Source organism: Variovorax beijingensis (assembly GCF_003951285.1).
GTDB lineage: Bacteria > Pseudomonadota > Gammaproteobacteria > Burkholderiales > Burkholderiaceae_C > Variovorax > Variovorax beijingensis.
Map to the genome: position 1 here is coordinate 71,643 of NZ_RXFQ01000002.1, position 20,082 is coordinate 91,724.

Consider the following 20,082-nt stretch of genomic DNA (forward strand, 5'->3'; position numbering starts at 1 on the left):
GGCATCATTGGCGTCCATGACAACCCTCTACGGCATCCCGAACTGCGACACCGTCAAGCGCGCCCGCAGCTGGCTCGACGACCACGGCGTCGCCTACACCTTCCATGACTTCAAGAAACAGGGCGTGCCCGAGGCCGAGCTCGACCAGTGGCTCAAGAAGCCCGGCTGGGAGGCGCTGGTCAACCGCCGCGGCACCACCTGGCGCAAGCTCGACGAAGCCACCCGCAACGCAGTGGTCGATGCCGCTTCGGCGCGGGCCGTGCTGCTGGCCAACCCCAGCCTGATCAAGCGGCCGGTGGTCAACTGGGGGCCGAAAACCGGCGTTACGGCAGGGTTCGACGCCGACGCCTGGGCCACCGTGAACGCCGTGTAAACGCCGGAACCCCGCCTCGCCGGCCGGCCTCCAACCTCGATCTGCAGGAGAGAACACCATGAACAGACACGTTTTTCGCACCCTTGCGGGTCTTTCCGTGGCCGGCCTGCTGGCGACGGGCGCCGGCTTGGCACAGGCCCAGCAAGTGGTCCAGGCCCGGGTGATTTCCGCGACCCCGATCCGCGAAACGACCGGCAGCGACGTGAGCTACAACGTCACCTACGAATACAACGGCCGCCAATACACGACCCGCACCGACAGCCGGCCGGGCGCCACCATCCCGGTCGAGGTCAACGCCTATGGCGTGACAACCTCGCCGGTCGCGCCGCAGCCGAAGTTGCAGCCCTACCCGGTCGAGGCCAACAACAGCGGCCAGCAGCAGTACCAGCAACAGCAGCAATACGCGCAGCCAGGCGGCTCGGCCTGGGACAACGTCGTGCCCGAACCTGGCGTGGTGGTCTCCAATGCGCCGGCCGCACCGGTGTACGTGCGGCCCGCACCCGTCTATGTGCAACCGGCGCCCGTCTATGCGCCGCCGGTGTATGTGCAGCCGGGGTACGCCTACCCCTATGCGCAGCCCTATGTCTACCCGCCGGTCGGCATCTCGCTGAACCTTGGCTATTCCAGGGGCTGGGGCGGCTATCGCGGCGGATGGGGCCATCGCCACTGGCGCTGAAGCGCGCGCAAGCGAGGGGCGGGAGACGGCCGGTGCCGCCCAAGCCCTAAAATCGAGGACTTTTCCAACCCCCAAGGGGTGCGCCGCCGCGGTGGCGCGTCCTCGACAAGCCGACCGCGCATGCGCCGGCGCCATCCAATGACGACGACTACCGACACTCTCAACAGCGCCGCAGTGGCGACCAAGGCCAATGTGTATTTCGACGGCAAGTGCGTGAGCCACAGCCTCACGCTGGCCGACGGCACCAGGAAATCGGTCGGCGTGATCCTGCCGTCCACCCTGACCTTCAACACCGGCGCGCCCGAGATCATGGAAGGCACTGCCGGCAGCTGCGAATACCAGCTGGCGGGAACCACCGAATGGATCGCCTCGGGCGCCGGGCAGAAGTTCAGCGTGCCGGGCAATTCGAGCTTCCAGATCCGGGTCACTGGCGAGCCCTACAGCTACATCTGCCATTTCGGCTGAACCGCGAACCGGACACCCACATGTCGACCATTCTCCAAAACGTTCCCGCCGGCCAGAAGGTCGGCATTGCCTTTTCGGGCGGCCTGGACACCAGCGCGGCACTGCACTGGATGAAGCTGAAGGGCGCGATTCCCTACGCCTACACTGCCAACCTCGGCCAGCCCGACGAGCCCGACTACGACGAGATCCCGCGCAAGGCGATGCTTTACGGCGCCGAGAACGCGCGCCTGATCGACTGCCGCGCGCAGCTCGCCAACGAAGGCATCGCCGCGCTGCAGGCCGGCGCCTTCCACGTCACCACCGCCGGCGTCACCTACTTCAACACCACGCCGCTCGGCCGCGCGGTGACCGGCACCATGCTGGTGTCGGCCATGAAGGAAGACGACGTCCACATCTGGGGCGACGGCAGCACCTACAAGGGCAACGACATCGAGCGCTTCTACCGCTACGGCCTGCTCACCAACCCGAACCTCAAGATCTACAAGCCCTGGCTCGACCAGCTGTTCATCGACGAGCTCGGCGGCCGGGCCGAGATGTCGGCGTTCATGACCAAGGCCGGCTTCGGCTACAAGATGTCGGCCGAGAAGGCCTACAGCACCGACTCCAACATGCTCGGCGCCACGCACGAGGCCAAGGACCTGGAGAACCTCGACAGCGGCATGCAGATCGTGCAGCCGATCATGGGCGTGGCGTTCTGGAAGGACGAAGTCGAGGTCAAGCGCGAGACCGTCAGCGTGCGCTTCGAGGAAGGCCGCCCGGTCGCCCTGAACGGCGTCGAGCATGCGAACCTCGTCGAGCTGATCCTGGAAGCCAACCGCATCGGCGGCCGCCACGGCCTGGGCATGAGCGACCAGATCGAGAACCGCATCATCGAGGCCAAGAGCCGCGGCATCTACGAGGCGCCCGGCCTCGCGCTGCTGTTCATCGCCTACGAGCGCCTGGTCACCGGCATCCACAACGAAGACACGATCGAGCAGTACCGCGACCACGGCCGCAAGCTTGGCCGCCTGCTCTACCAGGGCCGCTGGTTCGACCCGCAGGCCATCATGCTGCGCGAGACCGCACAGCGCTGGGTGGCGCGTGCCATCACCGGCGAAGTGACGATCGAGCTGCGCCGCGGCAACGACTACTCGATCCTCAACACCGTCTCGCCCAACCTGACGTACCAGCCCGAGCGGCTGAGCATGGAGAAGGTCGCCGGTGCGTTCACGCCGCTGGACCGCATCGGCCAGCTCACGATGCGCAACCTCGACATCGTCGACACGCGCGAGAAGCTTGCGATCTACACCCGCACCGGGCTGCTGTCGCCGGGCCAGGGCACCTCGGTGCCGCGGCTCTCGAACGACGACGAGAGCAAGTAAGCCAACGCGCTTCCTCCAATGACGAACGGGCCCTCGCGGGCCCGTTTTCATTGGCGCGTCATGCGCGGAGTCGCCGGTCGATCAATCGCCGCCGCCGCCTCCGCCGCACCCACCTCCGCAGCCGCCGGAGGAATCCCCTCCCCCGCTGCCGCCATCGCCGCTGCCGCTCGATTCGCTGCCGCCGAAACCGCCGGCATCGCCCGCGCCGCCGCCATCCGACGACGACTCGCCGAAGCTGGTGCCGCAATGGGCGCCGGAGCCGGCGTGCCGGTCGATCGCCTTGCAGTCGGGCACGTAGTCGAAGCCGCCTGGAATGCCGAACTTCACGTCGAGCGCGAACAGGAGCGGCAGGCGCGCCGGCGTGCGCGGATCGATGCTTTCTTCCTTGCAGGCCCAGTACCAGCTGCGGCGCAGGCCGTCGTTGCGCTTCGGATCCTTGCCCAGCACCTCGGCCGGGCTGTGGTGCAGCATGCCGCCGAAGGCCGCCTTGCACCAGTTCTGGTAGCCCTGCGTGTGCAGGATGAACTCGTGCCAGGCCTGTCGACCACCTTGGACGGCATGGCCACGAACTTGCGGCCGCTGCGCAGGTACGCCATGAAGAACTGGCGCAGCCCGCGCAGCACCAGTTCGGCGTCGCGCTGGGTGAGCCCGGGATGGGCCGCGCGCAGCTTGCCGGCCAGGAAGGGCGGCAGCCGGGCCTCGCGGATGAACTGGCGGCGCAGGCTGATTTCGATCCGGCCCAGCAGCGCCGCAAAGCAGAAGGCCGCGACGAACAGCAGCCCCGACGCCCACCAGCGCGCGGGAACCAGGAACACCGCGGCGATGCCCGCCACGATGACGAGCCGCTGCGCCCACACCAGCGCCGCGATGCGCCGCCGGTAGTTCAGGTGGAGAAAATCGAGATCCACCGCGTCAGACGACCACCGGCTCCGGCTCCAGCCGGATGCCGAAGCGCTCGTACACGCTGGTCTGGATGGCCTTGGCCAGGGTCATGACCTCGCCGCCCGTGACCGGATTCTCGAGGCCGCCGCGGTTCACCAGCACCAGCGCCTGCCTTTCGTAGACGCCGGCATTGCCGACCGACTTGCCCTTCCAGCCGCAGGCGTCGATGAGCCAGCCGGCCGCGAGCTTGATGCTGCCGTCGTCCATCGGGTAGTGCACGATCTTGGGGTCGCGCGCAATGATGTCGGCGCACTGCTCGGGCGTGACCGTGGGGTTCTTGAAGAAGCTGCCGGCATTGCCGAGCACGCGCCAGTCGGGCAGCTTGGCGCGGCGGATGGCGCAGACCCAGTCGAACACGTCGGTGGCGCTGGGCGTGAAGTTGCCGGTTTCCTCCATCTTGCGCGCGAGGTCGAGGTAGCCCACCACGGCTTTCCAGGGCTTGGGCAGGCGAAAACGCACACGGGTGATCAGCGCCCGGCCCGACAGGCCGAAATCGTTCGGCCCGCTTCGCACATGCTTGAACACCGAGTCGCGGTAGCCGAAGGCGCACTGCGCGGCATCGAGCGTGAAACTGCGTCCGGTGTCCAGGTCGATGGCATCGAGCGAATCGAAGCGGTCCTGCAGCTCGACGCCGTAGGCACCGATGTTCTGCACCGGCGCACCGCCCACCGTGCCCGGAATGAGCGCCAGGTTCTCGAGGCCCGGATAGCCGTGCTCGAGCATCCATTGCACCGCGTCGTGCCAGATTTCGCCCGCGCCGGCCTCCACGATCCAGGCGCGCGGGGTCTCCTCGACCAGCCGCAGCCCCTTGATCTCGACCTTCAGCACCAGCGGCTTGACGTCGCCGGTGAGCACGATGTTGCTACCGCCGCCCAGCACGAAGCGGGGCGCGCCCTGCCACCGGGGGTCGGCCCGCAGCTCGGCCACGTCCGCCTCGCTGGCGATGCGCACCAGGTTCTGCGCGCGCGCGACGATGCCGAAGCTGTTGTACGGCTGCAGCGGGACGTTGTTCTCCACGATCATGGGAGAATTGTCGCATCCAGCACCCCGTGAATTCAGGAGAGCCCATGCCGTCTTTCGATACCGTCTGCGAGCCGAATCTGCCCGAAGTGAAGAATGCGGTCGAAAACACCGCCAAGGAAATCGCAACGCGCTTCGATTTCAAGGGCACGGCCGCCGCCGTCGAGCTCAAGGACAAGGAAATCACCATGATCGGCGACGCCGAGTTCCAGCTCGTGCAGGTCGAAGACATCCTGCGCGCCAAGCTCACCAAGCGCAGCGTCGACGTGCGCTTCCTCGACAAGGGCGACGTTCAGAAGATCGGCGGCGACAAGGTCAAGCAGGTCATCAAGGTGAAGAGCGGCATCGAATCCGAGCAGGCCAAGAAGATCACCCGCATCATCAAGGACAGCAAGCTCAAGGTGCAGGCGGCCATCCAGGGCGACGCGGTACGCATCACCGGCGCCAAGCGCGACGACCTGCAGGCCGCCATGGCGCTCATCAAGAAGGACGTGCCCGACATGCCGCTGTCCTTCAACAACTTCCGCGACTGAGCCGCAAATGAAAGCCCTCGTCGTCGCAGCGCAGCTCCTGGCTGCCGCTGTCGGGGCGCATGCGGCCGGCTCCGTGATGCTGACCGGCACCATCGGCAGCCGCGCGATCCTGATCGTGAACGGCGCGCCGCCCAAGACGGTGGCGGTCGGCGAGACGTTCCAGGGCGTGAAGCTGGTGTCGCTGCAGGCCGAGCAGGCGGTGGTCGAACTCGAGGGCAAGCGCGTCAACCTGCGCATGGACACGCCGGTCAGCATTGGCGGCGGGGGAGGCACCGGTGGCGGCAGCCGCATCGTGCTGCCGGCCGACAGCCGCGGCCATTTCATGACGCAGGGCGCCATCAACGGCCGCCCCGTCACCTTCATGCTCGACACGGGCGCCACGTCCATCGCCTTGTCGGCCGACGACGCCCAGCGCATCGGCCTGGACTACAGCAAGGGGCAGCGCATCCAGATCAGCACCGCCAACGGCATGTCCAGCGGCTACAGGCTGCGGCTGCGGTCGGTGCGCGTGGGCGATGTCGAGGTGTACGACATCGACGCCATCGTCTCGCCGCAGCCCATGCCCTTCGTGCTGCTGGGCAACAGCTTCATCAACCGCTTTTCGATGCGCCGCGACGCGGACCAGATGGTCCTGGAGAAACGCTACTGACCTTTCGCATCAGGCTTGCGCGGCCGTGACGACGATCTCGATCTTGTAGGCCGCATTGGCCATCTTGGCCTGCACCGTTGCGCGCGGTGGGGTGTTGCCGGCGGGAATCCACGCATCCCACACCTCGTTCATGGCCGTGATGTCGGTGATGTCGGCCAGGAAGATCTGCGTCATGAGAATGCGCGACTTGTCGCTGCCGGCCTCGGCCAGCAGCCGGTCGACCATCGCCAGCACCTGGGAGGTCTGGCCGCGGATGTCCTGCGTGGTGTCGTCGGGCACCTGGCCCGCAAGGTAGATGGTGCCGTTGTGCACGGCCGTCTCGGACAGGCGCGGACCGACGTGGAAGCGGGTGATGGATGCCATGGTGTTTATCAAGCCTTTTTCTTCGAGCCGAGTTTCGACTCCGTGCCGGCCGCGAGCCGGCGGATGTTTTCGCGGTGCCGCCAGACCAGCAGCAGACTCATGATGATGACCGCAATCAGCACCGTGCGGTCGAGCGGCCACGCAATGTTGCCACCCAGCAGGTAATACGCCGGCGCAAAGAAGGCCGCCACCAGCGAGGACAGCGACGAATAACGGAAAAACACCGCGATGATCAGCCAGGTGGCGCCTGTGGCCAGCCCCAGCCAGGGCGCGATGCCCACCAGCACGCCGGCCGCCGTGGCCACGCCCTTGCCGCCCTGGAAGCCGAAGAACACGGGGTAGAGATGGCCCAGGAAGGCCGCCAGGCCCGCCAGCGCGGCCACGCCTTCGCCCAGGCCCCACTGCGCGCCGAAATGTCGGATCAGGAACACCGGCAGCCAGCCCTTGAGCGCATCGAGCAGCAGCGTGGCCAGCGCCGCGCCCTTGTTGCCCGAGCGCAGCACGTTGGTGGCACCGGGATTGCCGCTGCCGTAGCTGCGAGGGTCGGCCATGCCGAGCGCCTTGCTCACGATGACCGCAAAGGACAGCGAGCCGATCAGGTACGAAGCCAGAATGGCGATGAAAGACGGCAGATGAAAGCTCAAGGCGGCGCTCCGCGGGGGATGGTTGTTCTTGTTCGGCGACGCCGGCCGGGACCGGAATGCGTCGCGCCGGCTATTCTGCCAGTGCGCACTGCACCGGCTGGGCACCGAGCAAGGCGACGCACGCCTGCGGGTCGATGCCCACCAGGTACCCGCGCCGCCCGCCGTTGATCGCGATCTTCGGCAGTTCGAGGATGGTCGACTCGATGTAGACCGGCATCCGGCGCCGCGTACCGAACGGCGAGGTGCCGCCCACCATGTAGCCGCTGTGGCGCTGCGCGACCTCGGGCTTGCAGGGCTCGACCGACTTGGCGCCGATCTGCCGCGCGAGGTTCTTGGTCGACACCGTGCGGTTGCCGTGCATCAGCACGATCAGCGGCCTGGCGTCCTGGTCCTGCATCACCAGCGTCTTCACCACCGTGAAGGGATCGAGGCCCAGCACGGCGGCGCTGTGCTGGGCGCCGCCGTGCTCCAGGTACTCGTAGGGATGCTCGGTGAAGGCGACCTTGTTCGCGCGCAGCAGCTGGGTGGCGGGCGTCTCGGAAACGTGGGCCTTCCTGCTCACTGGTGCACCCTTGGCGCTGCGCGCCTTCCCGCCAGGCGGGAGCGAGCATGCTTGGGGCGGCCCGGCGCGGCGCTCACGCCGCCGGGTCCCGGATCTCCCACCGGATCCTGTCGATCTCGGCCAGCACCTCGGGCGAGAGCGTGGTGCCGTAGGCATCGATGTCTTCGTCCAGCTGCGCCACCGTCGTCACGCCGATGATGGTGCTTGCCACCTGCCACTTGGTGTAGCAGAAGGCCAGCGCAAGCTGCGTGGGCGAGAGGCCGTTGTCGCGCGCGAGCTGGTTGTAGAGGCGCGCAGCCTTCAGTGCATCGGGGCGGCCCCAGCGCAGCTTGCGCACCGACTCGTAGCGCGTGATGCGCGCTTCCTGCGGCGCGTCCGGGCCGGTGATGCCGCTCTTGTCGTACTTGCCGGTGAGCAGGCCGTAGGCCAGCGGCGAATAGGCCAGCAGCGACACGCCCAGCCGGTGCATCGTCTCATCCAGGCCGTTCTCGACGCCGCGGCTCGCCAGGTTGTAGACGTTCTGCACCGTGGCCACGCGCGGCAGCCCGTGCTGCTCGGCCAGCCGCACGAACTCGTGCACGCCGTAGGGCGTTTCATTCGACAGGCCGATGGCGCGCACCTTGCCGGCCTTCACCAGGCCGCCGAGGGCTTCGAGCTGCTCCAGGATCGGCGTCTGCGAGACCTCCTTGGCCGGGTCGTAGTAGATGTTGCCGAAGGCCGGCACATGGCGCTCGGGCCAGTGGATCTGGTAGAGGTCGATGACGTCGGTCTTCAGACGCTTCAGGCTCGCGTTGCACGAGGCCACGATGTCGGCCGCCGTCATGCCCACGCCCTCGCGCACCCACGGGGTGTTGCGCAGCGGGCCGGCCACCTTGGTGGCGAGCACGAGCTTCTGCCGCGCACCGGGGTTGGCCGCAAACCAGTTGCCGATGATGGTTTCGGTGACGCTATAGGTTTCCTGGCGCGTGGGCACCGAGTACATCTCGGCCGTGTCGATGAAGTCGACGCCGCGCTCGAGCGAGCGGCTCAGGATGGCGTGGGACGTGGGCTCGTCCACCTGTTCGCCGAAGGTCATGGTGCCCAGGCAGATGGGGGTGACGTGCAGGTCGCTCTGGCCGAGTTGGATTTTTTTCATGCGCGGGATGCTACCGCCCTCCTCTGCGGCGCGCTGGCAGTGCAGCCAAAACCCGGGCGGGCGCTGTCCTGTGCCGGACTGCGCCCCATCACAGGGCTCCTTATCATCGACGCCCATGTACCAAGCCCTCCGTCCCTCGCGCAGCGAATTCGTGCCCGTGCGCAACCTCCGCTACCACGTGCGCCTCTGGGGCGAGCCCTCGCCCCACAAGCCGCCATTGGTGCTGCTGCACGGCTGGATGGACGTGGCCGCCTCCTGGCAATTCGTGGTCGACGCACTGGCCGAGGAGCGCTTCATCGTCGCACCCGACTGGCGCGGCTTCGGCCTCACCGACGGCGGCGGCGTCGACAACTACTGGCTGCCCGACTACCTGGCCGATCTCGAATGGCTGCTCGACCACTACGCGGGCGAAGGCGATGCCGCGCGGCCGGTCGACCTGGTCGGCCACAGCATGGGCGGCAATGTCGCCATGCACTACGCGGGTGCGAGGCCCGAGCGCATCCGCCGCCTCGTCAACCTCGAAGGATTCGGCATGCCGGCGCGCAAGCCCGAGGAAGCGCCCGCGCGCTACGGCCAATGGATCGACGAGCTCAAGCGCCTGCACCGCGGCGAGATGGCGCTGGCGGGCTACTCGGCCGTCGACGGCGTGGCGCGGCGGCTCATGAAGACCAATCCGCGCCTCACGCCCGACAAGGCCGGCTGGCTCGCCAGCCATTGGTCGGCGCTCCAGTTGCAGGCCGACGGCAGCGAACGCTGGCAGATCCTCGGCGACGCCGCGCACAAGATCATCAACGCGAACATCTTCCGGGTCGACGAAACGCTTGCGCTCTATGCGCGGATCTCGGCGCCCACGCTGATGGTCGAGGCCGCCGACGACAGCCTGCACGGCTGGTGGAAGAACCGCTACACGCTCGCCGAATTCCACGAGCGGCTGGAGTCCGTGCCTTCGGTGCGCATCGAGCAGGTGGCCGACGCGGGCCACATGCTGCACCACGACCAGCCGCAGCGCGTGGCCGGATTGATCGAGCAGTTCCTGGCCGCCTGAACCGGCCGGCGCTTCAGGCCACCGCGCGCCGCAGCGCCGCGCGCGCCAGAAGCCGCGTGGAGTCGAGCGTGGGCAGCGGCGAATTCACGTCGTTCATGATGAGCGGAATCTCGGTGCAGCCGAGCACCACCGCATCGCAGCCCTCTTCGTCCTTCATGCGCTGGATCACGCGCCGGAACGCCAGGACCGCGTCGGGCGTGAACACACCGCGGACCAGCTCGTCCATGATGATGCGGTTGATCTCTTCGCGCTCCTCGACGGTAGGGCGGACGTATTCGAGCCCCCTGGCCGACAGCTTCTCGGGATAGACCTCGCTGTCGACCAGCCAGCGCGTGCCGGTGATGGCCAGGCGCCGGAAGCCGCGCTGCGCGGCCTCGTCGGCCACGCACTCGGCAATATGCAGCCACGGCAGCGGCGAGCGCGCCTCGATGAACGGCAGCGCCTGGTGGATCGTGTTGTCGGGGCAGACCAGGAAGTCGGCGCCGATCTTCGCGAGCTTGCTCGCCGAGGCAAGCATCACTTCGCCAACGCCATGCCAGTCGCCGCGGTAGATGTGCGCCATGTAGTCCGAAAGCGATGGCGTGTGCATGGCCACTTCGGGATGCGCATGCGGGCCGAGCAATTCGGCCCCCTCCACGCAGATGGTCTGGTAGCAGAGCGCCGCGCCTTCGGCGGAACATCCGACGATTCCGATGTGCTGGGTCATCCGCACATGCTACAAGCCCGACGCCCGGAGCGCGCCGGGCCGGCCCGGAAAACTCAGTTCTCCTCGGCGGCGTCGTTGCCCGTGAGCATCAGCACCTCCTCGACGAAGGCGTCGAAATTCGGCAGTGCGGCCGGCAGCGGCCGCAGGGGCGCGGCCGGCAGGCTCACCCATTCGCCCGCCTCGAACAGCAGGCCCAGGTAGCCGTCCTCCGCGGGCACATAGAACAGCGTCGCGCGGTCGAGCAACGACTGGCCTTCCGGCGCGTCGTCTTCGCGGCCCCATGCAACGCCCTGCCGCGCAAGGCGCTCGGTGATCCGCCCGTCGCACACGTGCGTTTCGCGCCAGCTTCCTTCGGTATCGAAAACAGCGAGCACGGGCATGGGCGTCCTTGGCTTGAGAAGAAGAATTACTGCAGGAAGCCGGGCTTGGCGTAGCCCTGGAACTTGCTGTCGACCACGGCCTTGAACTCCTTGGAGCGGTAGGCCTCGGCAATGTCCCTGGCCCAGGGCGCGCTCCTGTCCGCGCTCTTCACGGCCACCACGTTCAGGTAGTAGTCGGGGGTCTTCTCGAGCACCACGGCTTCGCTCAGCTTCAGGCCCGACGAGATCGCGAAGTTGCCGTTGACGATGGCGTACTCGGTGTCGCCCAGCGAGCGCGGCAGCTGCGCGGCCTCGAGCGGAATGAACTTGAGCTTCTTCGGGTTCTCGGCCACGTCCTTTTCGGACGCGCGCAGCGCATCGACACCGGGCTTGATCGTGATGAGCTTGTTCTGCTCCAGCAGCACCAATGCACGGGCCAGATTGCTCGGGTCGTTGGGCAGCGTGAAGCGGTCGCCCTCCTTCACTTCGGCCAGGGTCTTGCGCTTGGTGGAGTACACCCCCAGCGGCGCAATGGGGCCCTGCACCAGTTCGGCGAGGTCGAGCTTCTGGTCGGCCGAGAACTTCTTCAGGTAGACCTGGTGCTGGAAGAAGTTGGCATCGAGCGAGCCCTGCGCGAGCGCGAGGTTGGGCTGCACGTAGTCGTTGAACTCGACCAGCTTCACCTTGTAGCCCTTCTTTTCGAGGATGGGCACGATGCCGGCCTTGAGCTGGTCGATGTTGGAGCCGGCTGTACCGCCGATCACGAGGTTCTTCTTGGCTTCCTGGGCCTGTGCCAGCGAAAGGCCGCCGAACGACAGGGCAACCAGGGACAGGGCAAGGACGGAGCGGCGCAGCAGAGCGGTTTTCATGAAATCAAAAAAGGAAGGAACGAGAGAAAAAAAGATTCAACGCTTGTCCAGCCTGCGCGCCGTGGTGTTGCCCACGAACTGCAGGATCTGTACCAGCACCACGAGCAGCGCCACGGTGAGCACCATCACGTCGGTCTGGAAGCGGTAGTAGCCATAGCGGATGGCCAGGTCGCCGATGCCGCCGCCGCCCACCACGCCGGCAATTGCCGAGTAGGAGAGAAAGCTCACCGCCAGCACCGTGAGCGCGAGCACCAATCCGGAGCGCGCCTCGACCACCAGCACGCGCCAGACGATCTGCAGCTCCGAGGCGCCCATGGCATGCGCCGCCTCGATCACGCCGCGCGGCACTTCGCGCAGGCACTGGTCGACCAGCCGCGCAAAGTACGGAATGGCCGCGAACGACAGCGGCACCGCGGCCGCCAGCGGCCCGATGGAAGTGCCCGCGATCACCCGCGTGAACGGCACCAGCGCCACCAGCAAAATGATGAAAGGAAACGAGCGCACGGTGTTCACGATCCAGTTGAGCACCAGGAACGCCGGCTTGTTCTCGAGCGACTGGCCCGGTCCCAGCAGGAACAGCAGGATGCCCAGCGGCCCGCCGATCAGCACCGCGGCCGAGAGGCCGATGGCCAGCATCAGGAAGGTCTGGCCGGTGGCCACCCACAGCTCGGGGAGGATGGGGGCGATGTTCTCAAACATAGGCCACCTCCTGCGCGCTGCGCTGCGTTGGCACGGAGCGCGGCTCGATCGGTTCGCGCGCCTCGCGTTCGCGGCGGCGCACCAGCGCGTCGATCTCGCGGCCCAGCGCCGTTTTTCGCTCTTCGCCCGGCGCATCGACCACCGCGAACTGCTCCACCAGCCGGCCCTTCTCCAGGATGGCCACGTTGCGGCACAGCACCTCGACCACCGAGAGTTCGTGCGTGACGATCACGATGGTCACGCCGATCTTCTGGTTGATGTCGCGCAGCGTCTCGAGCAGCGCGCGCGTGGTTTCGGTGTCGAGCGCCGAGGTGGGCTCGTCGCACAGCAGCACCTGCGGCCGCGGCGCCAGCGCGCGCGCAATGGCCACGCGCTGCTTCTGCCCGCCCGAGAGCTGCGCCGGATAGGTGTCGATCTTCTCGGCCAGGCCCACCAGGGCCAGGCATTCGCGCACCCGGGCGTCGATCTCGGCGCGCGAATGCCGGCCGTGGATCTTCAGCGGGAAGGCCACGTTGTCGAAAACCGTGGCGTTCTGAAGCAGGTTGAACTGCTGGAAGATCATGCCGATGTTCTGGCGGGTGCCCCGCAGCTCGCGGCGCGAGAGCGTGGTGAGGTCGCGCCCGCCCACGAAGACCTGGCCCACATCGGGCCGCTCCAGCAGGTTGATGAGGCGCAGCAGGGTCGACTTGCCTGCGCCGCTCTTGCCGATCAGGCCGAACACGTCGCCCTGGTGGATGTCGAGCGAGAGCGACTGCACGGCGTCGAACACCTCGCCGCTGGGCAGTGCGAATGACTTCTGCACGGATTGAAGACGGATCACGGGCTGCGCGTTGCCGCGGCCCGCGTCGGACGGAGGGTTGCTCATAGAAAAGGCAGCAGCGGGCGCGGAGCCGGCTGCAAAGGTTCGCAAAAAAGGGGCCGAGTATGAAAACAAAGGCGTCAAAAGGGAACGAACAAATTGGCTCGTGCTTATGCATAAAAACACATAAGCCATCGAATGCATGGTCAAGCATCGCCATATCGATATGCATATTCGTTCGTTCCCAAATGCACCGGGCGATGCCACATTCGCGCCTTCTTTTTTGTGATCGCACGACCCATTTATGCAGAACTCCCTTCGCCGCCGCAGCCTCTTCCTTGCCACGCTGGCCGCCGCCCTCTTCTGCGGCAGCACCGCCTTCGCGCAGGACAGCAACAACAAGAACACTGTCAAGGTCGGCATCTCGGTCGGCAGCGCCGAGCAGGTGTTCGAGGTGGTGAAGAAGGTGGCCGCCAAGGACGGCCTGAACATCCAGCTCGTGGTGTTCAACGACTACCAGTTGCCCAACGCCGCGCTGGCCTCGGGCGACCTGGACGCCAACGCCTTCCAGCACCAGCCCTTCCTGGACAACCAGAACAGGGCGCGCGGCTTCGACATCGTGCCCGTGGGCCTCACCATTACCGCGCCGCTGGGCTTCTACTCGCGCAAGATCAAGACGATCGACCAGCTGCCCGACGGCGCGGCGGTCGGCATCCAGAACGACCCGTCGAACGGCAACCGCGCGCTGCTGCTGCTGCAGTCGGCCGGGCTCGTCACGCTGAAGCCCGAGGCGGTGAAGAACAACACGGCCACGCCGCTGGACGTGGTGAGCAACCCGAAGAAGCTCAAGCTCGTGCCGCTCGATGCCGCGCAGCTGCCGCGCTCGCTCGACGACCTGGCGATTGCCGCCATCAACAACGACTACGCCGAGAAGGCCGGGCTGTCGCTGAACAAGGACGCCGTGATCAAGGAGGCCGCGAAGAGCCCGTATGCCAACCTGATCGCCGTGCGCCGCGCCGACAAGGACAAGCCCTGGGCCAGGCGGCTGGTGGCGGCTTACCAGTCGCCGGAGGTGAGGAGCTTCATCGAAGCCCAGTTCAAGGGGTCGCTGGTGCCGGCGTTCTGAGTTCTTCTTTCTCCCTCCCCTCCCGGGGGAGGGTTGAGGTGGGGGCAAGCGGCGCTCGCAATAGACGCCCTGCCCGCCCCCATCCCAGCCTTCCCCCGGAGGGGGAAGGAGCAATACGGGGCATCTGCGGGGCGGGTTATTGGTCCGTGAGAAAATGCCGGGTTTCCCCCGAACACAGTCAGGACACCCCATGGACGCAGAACAAATCAACCAGATCGGCGCAACGCTTGCAGACCTGAGCGCCCGGACTGCGGATTTACGGAGGTATCTTTGACTACGATGCCAAAGCCGAACGCCTGAGGACGGTCAACGCGTCGCTCGAAGATCCCAACGTCTGGAACGACCCCAAGAAGGCCCAGGAACTGGGCCGCGAGAAAAAGTCGCTCGACGACGTGGTCGTCACGCTCGACCGCCTCACCAGCGGCCTGTCGGACAACACCGAGCTCTACGAGATGTCGAAGGAAGACGGCGACATGGACGGCTTGCAGTCCATTGCCGATGACGCCGCTGCGCTCGAAGCCGACATCAAGCAGCTCGAATTCCGCCGGATGTTCAACAACCCGGCCGACCCGCTCAACGCCTTCGTCGACATCCAGGCCGGCGCGGGCGGAACCGAGGCCTGCGACTGGGCCAGCATGCTGCTGCGCCAGTACCTGAAGTACGCCGAGCGCAAGGGCTTCAAGACGCAGATCGAGGACGAAACCCCGGGCGACACCGCCGGCATCAAGGGCGCGACCATCAAGGTCGAGGGCGACTACGCCTTCGGCCTCTTGCGCACCGAGACCGGCGTGCACCGCCTGGTGCGCAAGTCGCCGTTCGACTCGTCGGGCGGGCGCCACACCAGTTTTGCTTCGATCTTCGTGTACCCGGAAATCGACGACTCGATCGAGATCGAGATCAACCCGGCCGACGTGCGCACCGACACCTTCCGCGCCAGCGGCGCCGGCGGCCAGCACATCAACAAGACCGACTCGGCCGTGCGCCTGACGCACATCCCGACCGGCATCGTGGTGCAGTGCCAGGACGGCCGCAGCCAGCACAGCAACCGCGACGTGGCGTGGAAGCGCCTGCGCTCGCGCCTGTACGACCACGAGATGCGCAAGCGCCAGGAAGAGCAGCAGAAGCTCGAGGACAGCAAGACCGACGTGGGCTGGGGCCACCAGATCCGCAGCTACGTGCTGGACAACAGCCGCATCAAGGACCTGCGCACCAACGTCGAAGTCTCGGCCACGCAGAAGGTGCTGGACGGCGACCTCGACGTGTTCATCGAAGCCTCTCTCAAGCAGGGCGTGTAGCCGATGAGCCTGAAAAGCCTGAAGGATGGGAAGGTCGAAGCCTTCATCTTCGACATGGACGGCACCATGATCGACTCCATGCCGTGGCATGCGCGCTCGTGGGTGGAGTTTGTCGAACGCCACGGGCTGAAGCTCGATGTGACCGACATTCTTGCGCGCACCACGGGCCGCACCGGCGCCGAGTGCATGCGCGAGCTGTTCGAGCGCGAGCTTTCCGACGACGAGTGCCTGGGCCTGGTGCACGAGAAGGAAGAGATCTACCGCGCCCTCTTCCACGACAACTTCGCCGAAGTGGCCGGATTCACCGCCTTTGCCAAGGCCGCCGTGGCACGCGGCCTGAAGGTGGCCGTGGGCACGGCCGGCGACCGGCACAACATCGCGTTTGCGATGTCGCGCCTGAAGATGGACCCGCTGCCGCTGGCCATCGTCGGCGGCGACGAAGGCTTTGCCGGCAAGCCCACGCCCGAGATCTTTCTGGAAGCCGCGCGCCGCATCGGCGTGGCGCCCGAACGCTGCATCGTCTTTGAAGATGCCCCCTTCGGCATCGAGGCCGCGCGCCGCGGCGGCATGCGTGCCGTGGCCGTGTGCAGCACCCATTCCGCCGCCGAGCTTGCCGGCCCCCATGTGATTGCCGCGGTTCGCGACTACGACGAACTCGCCCATTCGAACTTTCTGGAGACACTCGATGCTGCTGCAGCGTGACGCCCAAGGGCAACCGATTGCCATTCGCCGCGAAGACTATGCCGCTCCGGCATTCTGGATCGACACCGTCGACCTCACCTTCGACCTCGACCCCGCCAAGACCCGCGTGCTCAACCGCATGCAGCTGCGCCGCAACCCCGACGCGCCGGCCCAGCCGCTGCGCCTGGACGGCGACGAGCTGAACCTGGCGCGCGTGCTGGTCAACGGCCAGGGCGCATCGTTCCGCATGGAAGGCGACCAGCTTGTCATCGACGGCTTGCCCGACGCCTTCGAACTCGAGATCTTCACCACCTGCTGCCCCATCAAGAACACCAAGCTGATGGGCCTGTTCGTGAGCGAAGACACCTTCTTCACGCAGTGCGAGGCCGAGGGCTTTCGCCGCATCACCTACTTCCTCGACCGTCCGGACGTGATGGCGATGTACACCGTGACGCTGCGCGCCGCCAAGGCCGCCTACCCGGTGCTGCTGTCGAACGGCAACCTCGTCGAGCAGGGCGAACTGCCCGAAGGCCGCCACTTTGCCAAGTGGGTCGACCCCTTCAAGAAGCCCTGCTACCTGTTCGCGCTGGTGGCCGGCAAGCTGGTGGCGCGCGAGCAGCGCATCACCGCGCGCAACGGCAAGGAACACCTGCTGCAGGTGTACGTGCGCGCCGGCGACCTCGACAAGACCGAGCACGCGATGAACTCGCTGGTCAACTCCGTGCTCTGGGACGAAGCCCGCTTCGGCCTGCCGCTGGACCTGGACCGCTTCATGATCGTGGCCACCAGCGACTTCAACATGGGCGCCATGGAGAACAAGGGCCTGAATATCTTCAACACGAAGTACGTTCTGGCCAACCAGGCCACCGCCACCGACGCCGACTACAGCAACATCGAAAGCGTGGTCGGCCACGAGTACTTCCACAACTGGAGCGGAGACCGCGTGACCTGCCGCGACTGGTTCCAGCTCTCGCTGAAGGAAGGCCTCACCGTCTTCCGCGACCAGGAGTTCAGCCAGGACCTGTGCGCCGATGCCTCGGCCCGCGCCGTCAAGCGCATCGAGGACGTTCGCGTTTTGCGCACCGCCCAGTTCCCCGAAGACGCCGGCCCCATGGCCCACCCGGTGCGGCCCGACAGCTACATCGAGATCAGCAACTTCTACACCGTCACCATCTACGAAAAGGGTGCCGAGGTGGTGCGCATGATGCAGACGCTGGTCGGCCGCAAGGGCTTCGAGAAGGGCATCACGCTCTACTTCGAGCGCCATGACGGCCAGGCCGTGACCTGCGACGATTTCGCCCAGGCCATTGCCGACGCCAACCCCGATTCGGAACTCGCCCGCCTGCTGCCGCAGTTCAAGCGCTGGTACAGCCAGGCCGGCACGCCGCGCCTGGCCGCCCACGGCGTGTACGACGCGCAGAACCGCAGCTACACCCTGAGCATCGTCCAGAGCTGCCCGCCCACGCCGGGCCAGCCGGCCAAGGAACCCTTCGTCATTCCGGTGAACATCGGCCTGCTCGACGCCACCGGGCGCGAACTGCCGCTGCAGCTCGAAGGCGAAAGCGAAGTGACCCGAGGCGCGCCGGGCACGCCCTGCACGCGCACCGTGGTGCTCTCGCGCGCCGGCGAGCAGATCACCTTCGTCGGCCTCGACGCCGAGCCCGTGCCTTCCATCCTGCGCGGCTTCAGCGCGCCAGTGATCCTCGACTTCGAATACACCGACGCCCAGCTGCTCACCCTGCTGGCCAACGACCCCGACCCCTTCAACCGCTGGGAAGCCGGCCAGCGCCTGGGCCTGCGCGCCGCGCTGCAGGGCATTGCGGCGCTGGCCACCGACACCACCCCGGTGCTGAACGACGCCTACCTCGACGCCATGCGCAGCGTGCTGCGCAACCCCAAGCTCGACGCCGCCTTCAAGGAACTGGTGCTCACGCTGCCGTCGGAAACCTACATTGCCGAACAGCTCGACGTGGTCGATCCGCAGCGCGTGCACCTGGTGCGCGAAGCCATGCGCGCGCAGCTGGCCACCGCCCTCTTTTCCGACTGGCAACAGGTCTACGAAGAAAACCACGACACCGGCGCCTACACGCCCGACCCGACCTCGTCGGGCCGCCGCGCGCTGGCCGGCATGGCGCTCAACTTCTTGTGCCTGGCGGCGCGCTCTTCGGGCGACACCGTGTGGCCCGGCAAGACGCTGCAGCGCTTCAAGGACGCCGGCAACATGACCGACCGCTTCAACGCGCTCAACGCGCTGGTGTCGTCGGGCCACACCCTGGCCGCGCAGGCGCTCGCGCGCTTCCATGCCATCTTCAAGGACGAGGCGCTGGTCATCGACAAGTGGTTCTCGCTGCAGGCCGGCGCGCCCGACCGCGGCGGCGACATCCTGCCGCTGGTCAGGCAGCTGATGAAGCACCCGGACTTCTCCATCAAGAACCCCAACCGCGCCCGCAGCGTGATCTTCAGCTACTGCAGCGCCAACCCCGGTGCGTTCCACCGCCCCGACGCGGCCGGCTACGTGTACTGGAGCGAGCGCGTCATCGAGCTGGACGCCATCAACCCCCAGGTGGCCGCCCGCCTCGCCCGCGCGCTCGACCGCTGGAGCAAGCTGGCCGAACCGTACCGCAGCGCCGCGCGCGAAGCGATTGCCCGCGTGGCCGCCAAGCCCGACCTGAGCAAGGACACGCATGAGGTGGTGACCCGCGCCCTGGCCGGTAACTGACAGACAAGGAACACAGGAAGCACATGGCTCAACAACAGAAGATTTCCCTCACCCGCTACCTCGTCGAAAAGCAGCGCGCCGACGGCCTCATTCCCGGCCAGCTGCGCCTCTTGCTCGAAGTGGTGGCCCGCGCCTGCAAGAGCATCAGCCAGGCCGTCAACAAGGGCGCGCTGGGCGGCGTGCTCGGCACCGCCGAGAGCGAGAACGTGCAGGGCGAGATCCAGAAGAAGCTGGACATCATCGCCAATGAAGTGCTCATCGAGGCCAACGAATGGGGCGGCCACCTTGCGGCCATGGCCAGCGAGGAAATGGACAGCATCTACGTGGTGCCCAACCGCTACCCGCAGGGCGAATACCTGCTCATGTTCGACCCGCTCGACGGCAGCAGCAACATCGACGTGAACGTGAGCATCGGCACCATCTTCAGCGTGCTGAAGAAGCCCGACGACACCCCCGGCGTGCAGGAAGCCGACTTCCTGCAGCCCGGCACCCAGCAGGTGGCCGCCGGCTACTGCATCTACGGCCCGCAGACCACCCTGGTGCTCACCGTGGGCAACGGCGTGGCCATGTTCACGCTCGACCGCGAGCAAGGCAGCTTCGTGCTCACGCAGGAAGACATCCAGATTCCGGCCGATACCAAGGAATTTGCCATCAACATGAGCAACATGCGCCACTGGGACGAGCCCATGAAGCGCTACATCGACGAATGCCTGGCCGGCAAGGAAGGCCCGCGCGGCAAGGACTTCAACATGCGCTGGATCGCCAGCATGGTGGCCGACGTGCACCGCATCCTGATGCGCGGCGGCGTGTTCATGTACCCGTGGGACAAGCGCGAGCCCGAAAAGGCCGGCAAGCTGCGCCTGATGTACGAGGCCAACCCGATGAGCTGGCTGGTCGAGCAGGCCGGCGGCGCCGCCACCAACGGCAAGCAGCGCATCCTGGAGCTGCAGCCCACCAAACTGCACGAGCGCGTGAGCGTGATGTTGGGTTCGCGTAACGAAGTCGAGCGTTTGACCAAGTACCACGCCGAAAAGGCCTGACGGTGTTGCTATAATCCGAGG

The 20,082-nt window shown here is 66.7% G+C and carries 22 protein-coding genes and 1 pseudogene; 12 read left to right on the top strand and 11 right to left on the bottom strand.

All coding sequences use genetic code 11. From position 1 onward, the window contains the following. Nucleotides 1-16: 16 nt before the first annotated feature. The 4 genes from EJO66_RS03430 (at nucleotide 17) to argG (ending at nucleotide 2,875) form a co-directional block, all read left to right on the top strand. Nucleotides 17-373 (top strand): ArsC family reductase, encoded by a 357-nt coding sequence (locus tag EJO66_RS03430; protein ID WP_124956055.1) that lies wholly within the window; start codon nucleotides 17-19, stop codon nucleotides 371-373. Between the two features lie 58 nt (nucleotides 374-431). Next, on the top strand, nucleotides 432-1,049 hold the full coding sequence (locus EJO66_RS03435; RefSeq protein ID WP_125964631.1) for a glycine zipper 2TM domain-containing protein: 618 nt from the start codon (nucleotides 432-434) through the stop codon (nucleotides 1,047-1,049). 138 nt (nucleotides 1,050-1,187) lie between these two features. Next, a complete protein-coding gene (gene ppnP / locus EJO66_RS03440; protein WP_015866543.1) occupies nucleotides 1,188-1,514 on the top strand; it encodes a pyrimidine/purine nucleoside phosphorylase in 327 nt (108 codons plus the stop codon). Nucleotides 1,515-1,534: 20 nt separating this feature from the next. After that, nucleotides 1,535-2,875 carry an argininosuccinate synthase gene (argG, locus tag EJO66_RS03445; protein ID WP_124956059.1) on the top strand — a complete coding sequence of 447 codons (1,341 nt, stop codon included), beginning with the start codon at nucleotides 1,535-1,537 and terminating at the stop codon, nucleotides 2,873-2,875. An 81-nt stretch (nucleotides 2,876-2,956) separates the two neighbouring features. Here argG and EJO66_RS03450 read toward each other — a convergent pair. After that, nucleotides 2,957-3,783: pseudogene (locus EJO66_RS03450) on the bottom strand (glycine-rich domain-containing protein). Between the two features lie 4 nt (nucleotides 3,784-3,787). Beyond that, entirely contained in the window at nucleotides 3,788-4,840 is a 1,053-nt protein-coding gene (gene murB / locus EJO66_RS03455) for a UDP-N-acetylmuramate dehydrogenase (RefSeq protein WP_124956063.1), read from the bottom strand. A 44-nt stretch (nucleotides 4,841-4,884) separates the two neighbouring features. On the opposite strand from murB, the gene EJO66_RS03460 reads away from it, so the two are divergent. Further along, on the top strand, nucleotides 4,885-5,370 hold the full coding sequence (locus EJO66_RS03460) for a YajQ family cyclic di-GMP-binding protein (protein WP_015866547.1): 486 nt from the start codon (nucleotides 4,885-4,887) through the stop codon (nucleotides 5,368-5,370). A gap of 7 nt (nucleotides 5,371-5,377) precedes the next feature. Then, nucleotides 5,378-6,019, top strand: a complete 642-nt coding sequence (locus EJO66_RS03465; protein ID WP_124956065.1) for a retropepsin-like aspartic protease family protein — start codon at nucleotides 5,378-5,380, stop codon at nucleotides 6,017-6,019. Between the two features lie 9 nt (nucleotides 6,020-6,028). On the opposite strand, the gene EJO66_RS03470 is transcribed toward EJO66_RS03465, so the two are convergent. From EJO66_RS03470 to EJO66_RS03485, 4 genes are all read right to left on the bottom strand, one after another. Then, nucleotides 6,029-6,382, bottom strand: coding sequence for a RidA family protein (locus tag EJO66_RS03470; RefSeq protein ID WP_124956067.1), 354 nt, complete (start codon nucleotides 6,380-6,382; stop codon nucleotides 6,029-6,031). 8 nt (nucleotides 6,383-6,390) lie between these two features. Then, nucleotides 6,391-7,026 (bottom strand): glycerol-3-phosphate 1-O-acyltransferase PlsY, encoded by a 636-nt coding sequence (gene plsY / locus EJO66_RS03475; protein ID WP_124956069.1) that lies wholly within the window; start codon nucleotides 7,024-7,026, stop codon nucleotides 6,391-6,393. 70 nt (nucleotides 7,027-7,096) lie between these two features. Beyond that, a complete protein-coding gene (locus EJO66_RS03480) occupies nucleotides 7,097-7,588 on the bottom strand; it encodes an aminoacyl-tRNA deacylase (RefSeq protein WP_125964632.1) in 492 nt (163 codons plus the stop codon). 73 nt (nucleotides 7,589-7,661) lie between these two features. Beyond that, nucleotides 7,662-8,723: an aldo/keto reductase gene (locus tag EJO66_RS03485; RefSeq protein ID WP_124956073.1), complete on the bottom strand. Its 1,062-nt coding sequence runs from the start codon at nucleotides 8,721-8,723 to the stop codon at nucleotides 7,662-7,664. A 115-nt stretch (nucleotides 8,724-8,838) separates the two neighbouring features. On the opposite strand from EJO66_RS03485, the gene EJO66_RS03490 reads away from it, so the two are divergent. Beyond that, nucleotides 8,839-9,768: an alpha/beta fold hydrolase gene (locus EJO66_RS03490; protein WP_124956075.1), complete on the top strand. Its 930-nt coding sequence runs from the start codon at nucleotides 8,839-8,841 to the stop codon at nucleotides 9,766-9,768. Between the two features lie 13 nt (nucleotides 9,769-9,781). Here EJO66_RS03490 and EJO66_RS03495 read toward each other — a convergent pair whose 3' ends face one another. Genes EJO66_RS03495 through EJO66_RS03515 form a run of 5 tightly spaced genes read right to left on the bottom strand, consistent with a single transcriptional unit; the run spans nucleotide 9,782 to nucleotide 13,266 of the window. Further along, nucleotides 9,782-10,474, bottom strand: a complete 693-nt coding sequence (locus tag EJO66_RS03495) for an aspartate/glutamate racemase family protein (protein ID WP_124956077.1) — start codon at nucleotides 10,472-10,474, stop codon at nucleotides 9,782-9,784. A gap of 53 nt (nucleotides 10,475-10,527) precedes the next feature. After that, a complete protein-coding gene (locus EJO66_RS03500) occupies nucleotides 10,528-10,854 on the bottom strand; it encodes a hypothetical protein (RefSeq protein WP_125964633.1) in 327 nt (108 codons plus the stop codon). A gap of 26 nt (nucleotides 10,855-10,880) precedes the next feature. Continuing rightward, a complete protein-coding gene (locus EJO66_RS03505; RefSeq protein ID WP_125964634.1) occupies nucleotides 10,881-11,702 on the bottom strand; it encodes a MetQ/NlpA family ABC transporter substrate-binding protein in 822 nt (273 codons plus the stop codon). Between the two features lie 36 nt (nucleotides 11,703-11,738). After that, nucleotides 11,739-12,401, bottom strand: coding sequence for a methionine ABC transporter permease (locus EJO66_RS03510; protein ID WP_047783086.1), 663 nt, complete (start codon nucleotides 12,399-12,401; stop codon nucleotides 11,739-11,741). Next, complete coding sequence (locus EJO66_RS03515; RefSeq protein WP_124956083.1) at nucleotides 12,394-13,266, bottom strand: methionine ABC transporter ATP-binding protein; 873 nt, start codon at nucleotides 13,264-13,266, stop codon at nucleotides 12,394-12,396. Before EJO66_RS03515 ends, EJO66_RS03510 begins: the two co-directional genes overlap by 8 nt. Before the next feature lie 238 nt (nucleotides 13,267-13,504). On the opposite strand from EJO66_RS03515, the gene EJO66_RS03520 reads away from it, so the two are divergent. The 5 genes from EJO66_RS03520 (at nucleotide 13,505) to EJO66_RS03540 (ending at nucleotide 20,061) form a co-directional block, all read left to right on the top strand. Continuing rightward, nucleotides 13,505-14,326, top strand: a complete 822-nt coding sequence (locus EJO66_RS03520; RefSeq protein ID WP_124956085.1) for a MetQ/NlpA family ABC transporter substrate-binding protein — start codon at nucleotides 13,505-13,507, stop codon at nucleotides 14,324-14,326. 190 nt (nucleotides 14,327-14,516) lie between these two features. Continuing rightward, a protein-coding gene (gene prfB, locus EJO66_RS03525) for a peptide chain release factor 2 (RefSeq protein ID WP_125964635.1) occupies nucleotides 14,517-15,621 on the top strand; the annotation gives its coding sequence in 2 pieces (ribosomal slippage) (nucleotides 14,517-14,597 and nucleotides 14,599-15,621; 1,104 coding nt in all). Between the two features lie 3 nt (nucleotides 15,622-15,624). Further along, complete coding sequence (locus EJO66_RS03530; protein WP_124956089.1) at nucleotides 15,625-16,323, top strand: HAD family hydrolase; 699 nt, start codon at nucleotides 15,625-15,627, stop codon at nucleotides 16,321-16,323. Next, a complete protein-coding gene (gene pepN / locus EJO66_RS03535; protein ID WP_125964636.1) occupies nucleotides 16,307-19,021 on the top strand; it encodes an aminopeptidase N in 2,715 nt (904 codons plus the stop codon). Before EJO66_RS03530 ends, pepN begins: the two co-directional genes overlap by 17 nt. Before the next feature lie 23 nt (nucleotides 19,022-19,044). After that, the gene (locus EJO66_RS03540; RefSeq protein WP_124956093.1) at nucleotides 19,045-20,061 is read left to right on the top strand and encodes a class 1 fructose-bisphosphatase; all 1,017 of its coding nucleotides are present in this window, start codon (nucleotides 19,045-19,047) and stop codon (nucleotides 20,059-20,061) included. Nucleotides 20,062-20,082 lie beyond the last annotated feature (21 nt).

What these genes read in the sequence shown, in the direction of transcription:
- EJO66_RS03540 (WP_124956093.1), top strand. Translation starts at nt 19,045, where the DNA reads ATGGCTCAACAACAGAAGATTTCCCTCACCCGCTACCTCGTCGAAAAG.
- EJO66_RS03500 (WP_125964633.1), bottom strand. Translation starts at nt 10,854, where the DNA reads ATGCCCGTGCTCGCTGTTTTCGATACCGAAGGAAGCTGGCGCGAAACG.
- EJO66_RS03485 (WP_124956073.1), bottom strand. Translation starts at nt 8,723, where the DNA reads ATGAAAAAAATCCAACTCGGCCAGAGCGACCTGCACGTCACCCCCATC.
- argG (WP_124956059.1), top strand. Translation starts at nt 1,535, where the DNA reads ATGTCGACCATTCTCCAAAACGTTCCCGCCGGCCAGAAGGTCGGCATT.
- murB (WP_124956063.1), bottom strand. Translation starts at nt 4,840, where the DNA reads ATGATCGTGGAGAACAACGTCCCGCTGCAGCCGTACAACAGCTTCGGC.
- EJO66_RS03505 (WP_125964634.1), bottom strand. Translation starts at nt 11,702, where the DNA reads ATGAAAACCGCTCTGCTGCGCCGCTCCGTCCTTGCCCTGTCCCTGGTT.
- EJO66_RS03520 (WP_124956085.1), top strand. Translation starts at nt 13,505, where the DNA reads ATGCAGAACTCCCTTCGCCGCCGCAGCCTCTTCCTTGCCACGCTGGCC.
- EJO66_RS03460 (WP_015866547.1), top strand. Translation starts at nt 4,885, where the DNA reads ATGCCGTCTTTCGATACCGTCTGCGAGCCGAATCTGCCCGAAGTGAAG.
- ppnP (WP_015866543.1), top strand. Translation starts at nt 1,188, where the DNA reads ATGACGACGACTACCGACACTCTCAACAGCGCCGCAGTGGCGACCAAG.
- EJO66_RS03430 (WP_124956055.1), top strand. Translation starts at nt 17, where the DNA reads ATGACAACCCTCTACGGCATCCCGAACTGCGACACCGTCAAGCGCGCC.
- EJO66_RS03490 (WP_124956075.1), top strand. Translation starts at nt 8,839, where the DNA reads ATGTACCAAGCCCTCCGTCCCTCGCGCAGCGAATTCGTGCCCGTGCGC.
- EJO66_RS03515 (WP_124956083.1), bottom strand. Translation starts at nt 13,266, where the DNA reads ATGAGCAACCCTCCGTCCGACGCGGGCCGCGGCAACGCGCAGCCCGTG.
- EJO66_RS03465 (WP_124956065.1), top strand. Translation starts at nt 5,378, where the DNA reads ATGAAAGCCCTCGTCGTCGCAGCGCAGCTCCTGGCTGCCGCTGTCGGG.
- EJO66_RS03530 (WP_124956089.1), top strand. Translation starts at nt 15,625, where the DNA reads ATGAGCCTGAAAAGCCTGAAGGATGGGAAGGTCGAAGCCTTCATCTTC.
- EJO66_RS03510 (WP_047783086.1), bottom strand. Translation starts at nt 12,401, where the DNA reads ATGTTTGAGAACATCGCCCCCATCCTCCCCGAGCTGTGGGTGGCCACC.
- EJO66_RS03495 (WP_124956077.1), bottom strand. Translation starts at nt 10,474, where the DNA reads ATGACCCAGCACATCGGAATCGTCGGATGTTCCGCCGAAGGCGCGGCG.
- EJO66_RS03470 (WP_124956067.1), bottom strand. Translation starts at nt 6,382, where the DNA reads ATGGCATCCATCACCCGCTTCCACGTCGGTCCGCGCCTGTCCGAGACG.
- pepN (WP_125964636.1), top strand. Translation starts at nt 16,307, where the DNA reads ATGCTGCTGCAGCGTGACGCCCAAGGGCAACCGATTGCCATTCGCCGC.
- EJO66_RS03435 (WP_125964631.1), top strand. Translation starts at nt 432, where the DNA reads ATGAACAGACACGTTTTTCGCACCCTTGCGGGTCTTTCCGTGGCCGGC.